Annotated in this window: 8 protein-coding genes; 1 reads left to right on the top strand and 7 read right to left on the bottom strand. The window is 42.5% G+C overall.

What is annotated here, in order from left to right; translation table 11 throughout:
* Positions 1 to 49: 49 nt before the first annotated feature.
* From treR to AC6EJC_RS13530, 6 genes are all read right to left on the bottom strand, one after another.
* Positions 50 to 799 carry a trehalose operon repressor gene (gene treR / locus AC6EJC_RS13555; protein ID WP_444954401.1) on the bottom strand — a complete coding sequence of 250 codons (750 nt, stop codon included), beginning with the start codon at positions 797 to 799 and terminating at the stop codon, positions 50 to 52.
* 75 nt (positions 800 to 874) lie between these two features.
* The gene (treP, locus tag AC6EJC_RS13550) at positions 875 to 2,842 is read right to left on the bottom strand and encodes a PTS system trehalose-specific EIIBC component (RefSeq protein ID WP_444954400.1); all 1,968 of its coding nucleotides are present in this window, start codon (positions 2,840 to 2,842) and stop codon (positions 875 to 877) included.
* A gap of 98 nt (positions 2,843 to 2,940) precedes the next feature.
* The gene (gene treC, locus AC6EJC_RS13545) at positions 2,941 to 4,674 is read right to left on the bottom strand and encodes an alpha,alpha-phosphotrehalase (protein WP_444954399.1); all 1,734 of its coding nucleotides are present in this window, start codon (positions 4,672 to 4,674) and stop codon (positions 2,941 to 2,943) included.
* Between the two features lie 469 nt (positions 4,675 to 5,143).
* Positions 5,144 to 6,379, bottom strand: coding sequence for an MFS transporter (locus AC6EJC_RS13540; protein WP_444954398.1), 1,236 nt, complete (start codon positions 6,377 to 6,379; stop codon positions 5,144 to 5,146).
* Between the two features lie 156 nt (positions 6,380 to 6,535).
* Positions 6,536 to 7,009 carry a MarR family transcriptional regulator gene (locus AC6EJC_RS13535; protein WP_444954397.1) on the bottom strand — a complete coding sequence of 158 codons (474 nt, stop codon included), beginning with the start codon at positions 7,007 to 7,009 and terminating at the stop codon, positions 6,536 to 6,538.
* A gap of 358 nt (positions 7,010 to 7,367) precedes the next feature.
* Positions 7,368 to 7,949 carry a LysE family transporter gene (locus AC6EJC_RS13530; protein WP_444954396.1) on the bottom strand — a complete coding sequence of 194 codons (582 nt, stop codon included), beginning with the start codon at positions 7,947 to 7,949 and terminating at the stop codon, positions 7,368 to 7,370.
* A gap of 114 nt (positions 7,950 to 8,063) precedes the next feature.
* Between AC6EJC_RS13530 and AC6EJC_RS13525 the strand changes: the two genes are divergently transcribed.
* Positions 8,064 to 8,615, top strand: a complete 552-nt coding sequence (locus AC6EJC_RS13525; protein ID WP_444954395.1) for a helix-turn-helix domain-containing protein — start codon at positions 8,064 to 8,066, stop codon at positions 8,613 to 8,615.
* A 140-nt stretch (positions 8,616 to 8,755) separates the two neighbouring features.
* Here AC6EJC_RS13525 and AC6EJC_RS13520 read toward each other — a convergent pair whose 3' ends face one another.
* On the bottom strand, positions 8,756 to 11,125 hold the full coding sequence (locus AC6EJC_RS13520; RefSeq protein ID WP_444954475.1) for a glycoside hydrolase family 2 TIM barrel-domain containing protein: 2,370 nt from the start codon (positions 11,123 to 11,125) through the stop codon (positions 8,756 to 8,758).
* Positions 11,126 to 11,184 lie beyond the last annotated feature (59 nt).

Genomic DNA, 11,184 nt, shown 5'->3' with positions numbered 1-11,184 from the left:
TGTGAGCTATTCCGATATAATTACTCTTTCTTGTATCTACACTGATGGGTTAGCTTAAAAAATCAGTTTTTTTCTCTTCACCGTGGGAACGTCTGGCAAAGTCGACGAATTGGAATTTGTCCAGCCGATGCCTTGACTCGGTGTACTGGAACAACGTGGTGTCTTCCAGATAAACATAATTACGCACTACGACCACATGGGTATAGTTCTGGAGGTCCATCAGCCTAAGATCTTCTTCGTCTGCGTTTTCTACGGAAACGACTTTTTTGGCATAACTGATTTGAAGATGGAGCTCTCCCTCCAGATATTCGTAGATGGATCCACGACTAATCTCCTTGGTAAGCACGGGTACAATGTCTGATCGAAAGTAATCTTTATCCAGGATGACGCATTCACCCTCAATCTCACGCGCACGAATGACTTTCCAGACAAAATATTTGTTTTTGTCAATCTCAAGATGGTTGGCTATGTCATCTGGAATGGGAATTAGCTGATTTTCATGTACAATTGTACGTGATTTACGCCCGATCCGCTCGGACATTTCTTTGAAACTGACCAATCCCCCTATTGGAAAATCCATTCGCCCAATATCCAGAACAAAAGATCCTTTAGCCTTTATTTTATGGATATACCCATTTTGTGCAAGCAAGTGAAGTGCCTTACGCACGGTCTCGCGAGAAGTGTTATACTCCCGGGCCAGTTCATTTTCAGAAGGCATTTTCGTACCCGGAGCCAATTCGCCTGTCTGGATTCGTCCCGAGTACTCCTGATAAATTTGCAAAAATATATTCTTTGTCAATTTTCATCACCACGTTCATTGTAGCATTCTTTCACTGGCCAGGTTACTAAAATAGGCTGGTAGAATGAATCTGACTTAATCCGTATTATCTGATGAAGAATTCAAATGAATTCTCATTAAGGTATACTGCAAATCGTTCGCCTCACCCGGCAGCTCCTCAACCGATTTGATCATATCCTGACCATCCGGGACAATTACCGGTGTAATGATGGGATATCCGGATTTCTGAATCAGATCACGGTCAAATTCCATCAAAAGTTGCCCTTGCTCCACGGTTTGACCTGTCTCCACATGCATGGCGAATCCCTCCCCCTTCAGTGACACCGTGTTGACTCCCACATGTACCAGAATCTGCACACCTGTCGGATGCTCCAAAATCAAGGCATGCTTGCTTTTCATCATGATGTGAATGACTTTTCCGCTGAAAGGGGCAACAATTTGACCATCCTTCGGTTCCACTGCAATCCCTTGCCCCATCTGACGTTCGGCAAACGCCGGATCAGGGACCTGCTCCAATGGCACAACATTCCCCAGTACCGGAGTCTTTACTTCAAGCACATCGAGTGCAGAATTCTCGTGGCTCGTCGTGTTGCTCTGTACGGAACCGTTAGCTGGTGCAGCTGGATCCTGACGGCGTTTATTTAGTATTTTGCCGTACATCACAGTTAAGGTAAACGGCAAAATCAATACGATCGCCATCCCGATGAAGAATACACCCCAATTGTTCGGGAAAATAGACAAGAAGCCTGGAATCCCTCCCACACCAATGGAAGAAGCCATCACATGATTTACTGTAAGCAATATACCTGCAATACCGGAACCGATCATTCCAAATACAAACGGATATTTATATCGGATATTCACCCCGAATATTGCAGGCTCCGTTACACCCAGAAAAGCAGACACTGAAGAGGTAAAGGCCAATCCTTTGCCCTTTTGCTCCTTTAATACCAGCATCATTGCCAGTGCTCCGGCACCTTGAGCGATATTGGACAGCGCCAGCATGGGCCACAGGAACGTCCCCCCTTGTGTACCGATTAATTGCACGTCCACCGCCAGGAAAGTATGGTGCATTCCCGTTATAACAAGCAGAGCGTAAAAGCCTCCATAAATCAGTCCTCCCAGCGCAGGAGCTGAATTGAAAACGTATACAATACCGGATGTAATGGCATTACCAATCATGAAAGTAAGCGGTCCGATCACCGTAAATGCTAGAAATCCTGTAATTAATAATGTGATCGGTGCAACGAGTAACAGCTTAAACGAATCGGCTATTTTTTTATTAAGGAATTTTTCAATTTGTGCGAGAACGTAAGCGGATACTAAAACCGGTAAAACCTGTCCTTGGTAACCGATCTTGTTCACTTCCCAGCCAAACAGATTCCAGACCGGAACGGTCCCCTTGGTAACTGCATCCGCATAATTGTAAGCACTCAGCAAATCCGGATGAACCAGAATCAGACCCAGCACAATCCCGAGTAAGGGGCTGCCACCAAACCGGATAACGGCTGACCAGCCGATTAAGGCGGGTAGGAAAGCAAAAGCAGTGCTGGCAATGGTGTTAATAATGGCAGCAAAGTCGGTCCATTGGGGATAGACCTGAACCAGGGACATTCCTTCAAAGAAGATTCCCTTGCCTGTCAAAATATTATTAATTCCAAGCAGTAAGCCTGCTGTCACGATGGCGGGCAGTATGGGGATAAAAATATCTGCCAGCGTCTTGATGGCACGCTGAATCGGGTTTTGTTTCTTGCTGGCGGTATTTTTAACCTCGTCTTTAGAAGCCCGACTGCCCCCTGTTATTGAAATCATTTCATCATATACCTTATCCACCAGACCCGGACCAATCACGACCTGATATTGCCCTTGTGAAGAGAATTGCCCTTTGACCAGATCATTTTGATCAAGGGCCTCCTTATCGACCAGTTTATCATCATAGAGGGCAAATCGCAGGCGGGTTACGCAATGCGTGGATGCCTCTATGTTATCTTTACCACCAACGGCTTTTATAATCTCTTCTACCTGTGCTCTTTCAATCGCCATCTAACCCACTCCCTTAACGTATGCTCATTTTAATGCAGAACCCCGGTTGTAAAAAGCAACGTACCTGGGGCGTTACTAGATGCTTCCATGTTATTCAATCAAGGATAACGAATGATCCACATATAGGAAGCATACGGGGTCAAAGAGATCACCTGATTTAGCTCCAGGGCGTGCTGGGTATTACCAATTAAAAGCTCAGCCGCACCCAATGCTTGATTTTTTAATGATGAATAAAATGAATCAGGTATACGGAATTGTGCATCCTGTCCGCTAAAATTGGAGATGACGATCAAAGTCTCCTGTTCATTGCTGCGTTGATAGGCATAGACCTGAGGATGAGCTTCGTCCAAACGTTGATAATTCCCATCGGTAATGACTTGCACCGTCTTACGCAGACAAATCAGCTTATGGTAATGGTGGTAAATAGAGTTCGGATCCTCTAACTGAGCCTGAACGTTGATCTGTGGATATCGTTCATCTACCTTAATCCAAGGAGTACCTGTAGTGAAGCCCGCGCTGCGAGTGCTATCCCACTGCATCGGTGTCCTCGAATTATCACGAGACCGCTCTCGAATGATATTCAATGCTTCTTCTGCACTTTTGCCTTGTTCCTGTAAAATACGATACATATTTAGAGATTCAACATCCCGGAATTCTTCGATATCCGACCACTGCGGGTTGGCCATACCAATCTCTTCGCCTTGAAATATATAGGGCGTTCCTTGAAGACCATGTAGCGTGGTCGCCAGTAGCTTGGCGCTTTCCGCATGGTATTCGCCATCATCCAAAAAGCGAGAGATCGCTCTTGGCTGATCATGATTATTAAAAAACAATGCACTCCAGCCGCCGCCCTGTTGCATGCCAATTTGCCAATCCGAGAATAGCTTTTTCAGCATTTCAAAGTCAAAAGGCATTAACTCCCATTTTTGCCCATTCGGATAATCCACCTTCAAATGATGAAAATTAAAGGTCATGGACAATTCTTTTCTCTCTGGATTGGAATAACGGATGCAGTGATCCAGTGAGGTGGAGGACATCTCACCCACGGTGAGGCTGTTATACGTAGCGAATACTTTCTCATGTAATTCATGAATGTATTCATGCACATGTGGACCGTCCGTATAATACTTACGTCCGTCGCCAGGAGCCGTGCTTCTATCATCGTTCGAGAATTGCTGATCTTTGGAGATTAAATTAATGACATCCAGTCGGAAGCCACTAACTCCCTTCTCAGCCCAAAATTTCAGCAGATTGACGACTTCCTGACGGACTTTGGGATTTTCCCAGTTTAAATCCGCTTGCGTCTTGTCAAACAGTGTCAGGAAATATTGGCCTGTTGTTTGGTCATATTGCCAGGCCGGCCCACCAAATTTGGATATCCAATTGTTCGGAGGTCCTCCATCGGGTGCTGGATCACGCCAGATATAATAGTCCCTATACTCATTATCCTTAGAAAGCCGTGCCTTCTGAAACCAGACATGTTCTGTGGAAGAATGGTTAACCACGATGTCGATCATCAAGTACATCCCACGCGCCCGAATTTCCTGGCTCAATTCTTCAAAATCCTGCATTGTTCCATAATCGGGATTAATCCGGCAATAATCAGCTACATCATACCCGTTATCACGTTGTGGTGAGACATATACAGGCTGCAACCAGATAATATCAACACCTAGTTTTTGTAAATAATTCAGCTTTTGCGTCAGTCCTCTTATATCACCGGTTCCTTTGCCCGTCGTATCGTTAAAACTTTTGGGATAAACCTGATAGACCACTGATTTTCGCCACCAGTCCGTATCTTGAGGAAGTAAAGCTTTATTCATTGCTTTCATCCATGCTCATTCCTTTCTTTCGAAATGAAGTAGCGTAAAAGAATTTAATATAACGCTTTCAATTTCTTGTATATACAAGATTAAATCATGTATATACAAGTTGTCAACAAACTTTATCTATTAAGGTAATACCCGTATTTCATGAATCGTTAAACAAGTTCAGTTCACATGAAAAAGCCCAGTTGAAATAAACTCAACCGGGCTTGAATAATAATGCCATGTTCATATACGGGATTGTCCCATAAATAGAATAAGCTTTTTTTGATAAGCAGAATAATACCAAATTATCTCGAATGAAAATTAACATGGCGGCGGCTTTGATTTGTTATTTCCAAAACCGTCGCTTGGTCTTGCCGCTAAAATGGTCGCAAAAAACTATCTGCCAAAACTGCGTTTTTTTTATTTACCACAGGGCAGGTTGTTTTTACACTTTGCTCTATTGCATTGTCATTCAATGTAAAGTAAGTATTTACTTATTTACATGCGTACCCTTATACAAAACTGGTATTGCCGCTGCTATAAGGATCATACCCATAAAAGCGGGCGCGGCATGACCAAGTGATACATAGATTTGACCTCCAATGATAGGCCCAATTATTCTTGCTAAAGCCAGAATAGATTGGCTACCTCCTTGAATCCTTCCTTGTTCACTAGAATCGACAGACTTGGAGAGCATCCCATTGAATGAAGGCCCGAAGATCGAATCACCAAAACCAAATATAAACATACCAGCGATAATAAGAGGATAGAATGAGAACAAAGCCGATGCTGCAATAAGACTGTAGCCTATAATCTCCGAAACCATTCCAAGAATTGATATCTGTGCATCACTGAGTTTTTTCAAAAGCTTTGGCATTATGAAACCTTGGGAAATGATGTCTTGGACGCCCATAATTGAAAACATAAGTCCGATTAGTGCAGGCGCCCAATTGAAAGTATCTATTGTAAATTGTGAAAAAACTGCCTGTAAAGATCCGTTGGGTATCCAAATTAAGAACGCTGAGACAAGTAGCCTTTTTAAGTTTTTCATGGAAAGTACGTTTACAAGCTGAGTGAACGGATTCAGTCTTACAAAGGTAATCTTTTTCAGTCTATTATTCTTGTCAAGACTCTCAGACATAAAAAAGAATCCATAAACAACATTTAATAAAGTTATTATTGCACCAAAATACATAGGTGCAGAATAACCAAACTTGGCAATCAACCCGCCTAGAGCTGGGCCAATGGCGGAGCCTACACCTGCAACCGCACTCACCCACCCAAAGTATTTGGTGCGCTGTTCTCTAGGAGTGATGTCTGCAAAATATGCGAAGAGAGTGCTTATGCTCCCGCCTGCTATACCTTCTATTATGCGCCCAGCAAATAGTACCCATAGAGCTCCTCCCATACCAAAAACTAAGTACCCGATTGCAGAACCCAAAAGGCATACTAAGAGTAATGGACGACGGCCATATCTGTCGCTCAAAGCTCCAAGTCCGGGGGCCGCAAAAAACACGCAGACTGCATAAACAGAGGTCAGCAGCGTAACAACTATAGCTTGATCTCCCGGATTGCTTATATAAGGCTGCACTAAGAATGGGACGACAGGTGTTATGATACTGAAGCCTATTCCACAAAGAAACACAGACATAAGACCGAATATTAAAGCCTTTTTATCTACGGTTTGTTCTGTGTTCTGTTCATTGTGTGATCTAAATTTGAACACTTGAATTCTCCCCTCAAAAGTTGTTACTTTGTTTCCTTGGAAGCAAAATTATCGTATCATGATTTTGCTTCCTTGGCAACAAAATAATAGCAATAAAAATGCAGCCCGATCTCAATAGAGCCCGGCTGCCTGTGGTTTGATTTTCATTATTCAAATTTATTCCGACTTAATATCTATACCCTGTTTCTTTATTTCTGCATCCAAATGCCTACTATACTTTTCCATGAAGCTAAGCATACTGTCAAATTGTTCCTCGGTTACCTGCTCAAATACGGCTTTATCCCGCTCTTGAAACTCTTTGTGCAGTTCCTCATGGATTTTATAAATTACTTTCCCTTGCTCAGTAAGCCTAAAATAGATTTCTTTCTTGTTATCCGGCTTCTGGTAGCTTTCGATAATGCCTTTTTTTATGAGCTTCTTAGTTATTTTACTTATGGCACCGCTAGTCATATAAAGGGACTCCGCAAGTTTTGTCACGTTGGAATCTACATTTCTTTCAATGTATTCGATGCAATGTACTTCAGAAGACTTATAACCCTTAAGACTGGCTTCCATCTTAAACTTATTAAGCCAAACCATCTTGTTGAATAAGTCCCTGAAACCCATTATGACCTGTTCTTCTTTGTTCATGGCCTGTCCTCCCACCCGTCGGTGCATTAACATTAGCAATATTAAAATAATTATTTTTAAAATGGAATTGACCTTGTTCCTCGGTATATTCTATTCATAGGAATAAAAAACCTGTAGGCGGGAAGCGTGAAAAGGGGTACACATTCCCCGCACGGAAAAAGGGATTAAGTTAATTATCTATGGTACATATATTATAAGATAAAAGAGAGTGCCCGGCATTTAAAAATTTCGGAAACGACTAAACAAAAACAGAGTGGTAGTCCTGCTCCCACCCCGAAAATTTATAAATTCTATAATGTTGAAAAAAGGATCCTGCCTATAGCAGAAACCTCTCTTTTCTATCGCGAATACGGTTTATTTAAATCCATATTGATAGTGCACTATACATGAGTAATAAGGCCATTATGATATTGAAGGAGCGCTCATACTTATTCAAGAAACGTTGAAACATAGCACCAAAAACCGCCCAGCAAACGACAGATACAAAACCAATACAGGTAAGGAGTAATGAAATCGTAATGAGCGCAATATACGAAACATCGTAAGGCATAACAAACGTTGAAATTACAGTAATACCATACAATATGACTTTTAAATTGATAAATTGCAGCAACAGTCCTGATTTGAAGGAATATCCTTCATTGTGATCATTATTCTTCGTAGAAGATTTGCTCTTAGCTATTTTTACTGCCAGATAAAGCATGTACAGACTACCGAGTATATTCATCCAGATTTTAACTCGTGGCAAAAAATGATACAAAGCAAGATTAAAATAGCAGGCTAACAGCATAATGGCGAAACAGCCCGCTGTTACTCCCAGCAAGAATGGAAATGCCTTTTTCAAACCTAACCGCCTGGCACTGTCTAAAGACATAATATTGTTGGGACCGGGCGTAAAGCTTGTAACAAGCGCATAAGAAAGGAACGGAATAAACGGCATGCAACAATCAACTCCAGTGTGTTATAATTGAACAATATGTACGTTTAAACGCACGTTTGTACTTTGTGATTGTACAATATGTTCTTTATAAAGCACAATAGGGAGCGAAAATTTATGGAGCATATTAATTTGATTTTAAGTAAAAATTTAAAGTATCTAAGAAATGAAAGAAAATTAAGTTTAGATAAATTAGCTGACCTGACTGGGATCAGTAAAACGATGCTCGGTCAAATTGAACGGGGAGAATCTAATCCCTCCATTACAACCGTATGGAAAATTGCGAACGGCTTGAAAATCTCTTTCACTGCTCTAATTAATGAACCGCCTGCAGATGCAGTAGTCGTCCCTAAAAGCAAAGTACAAGTGCTTGAAGAAAATAACAGCTATCGGTTGTATCCGTTTTTCCCCTATGAAGGAAGCAGAAATTTTGAGGTCTACACAGTAGAGATTGAAACAGGCGGGGAACTGAGTTCAGCGCCGCACCGTGAAGGTACAGAAGAATTTATTACGGTATTTGAGGGTGAAATGGTGGTAAAAGTCAGCGAAGAAATGTACACGGTTAAAGCTGGAGATTCGATCCGCTTTAAAGCAGACCGCCCACACATATACTATAATCTAGGAGAAACACTGGTTCGGATGAATATGATTATTTATTACTCTGTATAGTTCAATCTTGAAGAGCATAAGTGGTAAAGTCTTTTGGTCGTCAGTTGTAAACATATTAAAAAAGGCCTGAAAAGGTAGAGCATGAGCACTCACCACCTATTCAGACCTTTTTAGTTAAACAATACAAGCTCCATACTGAATCAACCTTGAATTGTCACTTGTATTTCTTGTTCAATTTTCAGTCTGGTTTCTCCTTGCAACCCTCCATCTGCTGATGCTTGAAGCAACAGTTCTCCCGTCAGAACCCCGGATTGTACAATAACGAGGCACCTTCCTCTGTGTGTTCGTCTCTCATTTCCCTTGAAGGGTTCATCACTGGTGAGGTCGCCGTTGTCTATTCCAAGGATACGACCATCACCATGTAGTTTAAAGGTTACATCAAACTCCTGGTTGGGTACAATGATCCCGTATTGGTCTATGACGCTTACTTCCACATGGGATATCTCATGCCCATCAGCAGGTAGAACCACCCGATCAGCCTCCAACTTTAGAGCATAAGGAAGCCCGGCAGAGGTTAATTCATGCTCACAAACCTGCTGATTTCCATTGCGGCCTATAGCACGGATTTTGCCCGATGTATAGGGGAGCTCCCATACGATTAGGTGATTAGGGTAATCGGCCAGCTTCCTCTCACCGTATGATTCATCGTTCACGATCAATTCCACGCTCTCACAATTGGTGAAGGTAACCAACCGTATCAATTTTCCACCGTATTCAGGAAATGTCCAATGATCTTCCATAGCCGGAAATTTCCAGTGCATCGTCCATGGCGGATTATATTCCGGTTTCATATGTTCGTTAAATACGGCTATGTGCACAACAGGCTGATCAGACCATAAACTTTGTTGGAGATAAGATACAGGTTTGCGGAACCCACAAGTATCAATCAGGCCCGAGGACCACCCTTTGGAGGGATAGCTTGTTTCTCCCAAATAGTCAATTCCACTCCAAACAAATTGACCGATCACATAATCATGATTAGCGACATCAAACCAGGGATTCAGGGGCAAATAACCTTTAACACGGTTATCCTTGCCCCGATAGTATGGGAAAGTCTCTGTTCCAAGGATAAGAGTATCCGGCATGGCCCTCCTATAGTGCTCATACCACTGCTCCTGATAGTTTAGCCCCAGTACGTCCACCCGTTGTGCCAGCATTTTGGTGTGCTCCACCTTGGCTTGAATCGAACCTTCACGCAAACTTATCGGTGTATTATGCGGCTCAAGCGCACATGTAACCGGTCGAGTTGGGTCTTTTTCATGGCAAAAGGCGACAAGTTGCTCCAACATTTTGAGCATGGACGGCTGACCTTGGTTCTCCACTTCATTCCCAACGCTCCACATGAAAACACTGGGATGGTTCCTGTCTCTGACCAACATCGCTTCCAGATCCTTTTCCCACCATTCATCATATAAATGCTCATAGGAAAGAGATTTCCATTTGTCAAAAGCTTCATCAATCACCAAGAACCCCATCTGATCACAAAGATCTAATAATTCGGGCGCCATAGGGTTATGAGCAAAACGAATCGAGTTACAGCCCATTTCTTTCAGTCTCTGTAGCCTTCTCTTCATGGCAGTATCATGGTAAGCAGCCCCCAGACAGCCTAAATCATGGTGAAGGCACACTCCCTTCAACTTCAAGCTGCTTCCATTCAGAAATAAACCTTTTTGAGCATCCAGGTTCACTTCTCTTATGCCAAAAGGAGTACGATAACGATCTACCTCTTTATTTTCACAATAGATCGTCGTTTGGGCTTCATAGAGCACCGGGTTGTCCGGTGACCATAATTCTGGCTCTAAAACTCGCGTTTTTTGCTCCATTTCGCCTGTTTCAAAGCCCGAAAGAGTCACCCGGTTTTCAATTTTTCCTTTTATTTGTCCCTGTGAGTCCAGAATTTCAGTCACAATATTACACTCTACGGCATGCTCATGATAATTAGTGACCTGGATTCTGGCACTCACCTTGGCTTCCTCTGGCGAAATTTCAGGTGTAGTAATGTAAGTCCCCCATTCGGTTACGTGAATATAATCCGTACAAATCAGCCAGACATTACGATAAATACCGGACCCCGAATACCATCTGTCAGGTGGAAGAATCGTATTGTCCACTTTGACGGCAATCACGTTATCCTCATCCCACCGAATATATGGAGTCAAATCATATTGAAAGCTAACATATCCATAAGGCCGCTTGCCTACAAAATGCCCATTAATCCAAACCTCACTGTTATTATGAATACCATCAAATTGTATGTATACGCGCTGTTTTGGAGAGGAGGGCTTCACATTAAAATGCTTTCTGTACCATCCGACAGACCATCTGGGCAAATAAGCTTGATTGCCACCATACAGCATATGTGGATCAAAGGACTTTTCAATGCTCCAGTCATGAGGAATATGAAGGTCCCGCCAATGCTCATCGTTATAATCCATCTTCTCGGCACCTGTGTAATTTCCCTCTATAAATTTCCAGTCTGTTTTGAACGGCATAATCACTCTGCTTCCCATCATCTTGCCTCCATTTCATAAAGTGGATGAACGGATATAACAACAGTGCGGGATGACCA

This window comes from Paenibacillus sp. TY11 (genome assembly GCF_059772165.1).
Note: the sequence above shows the minus strand (reverse complement) of the source record. Positions and strands in the feature narration are given on the sequence as shown.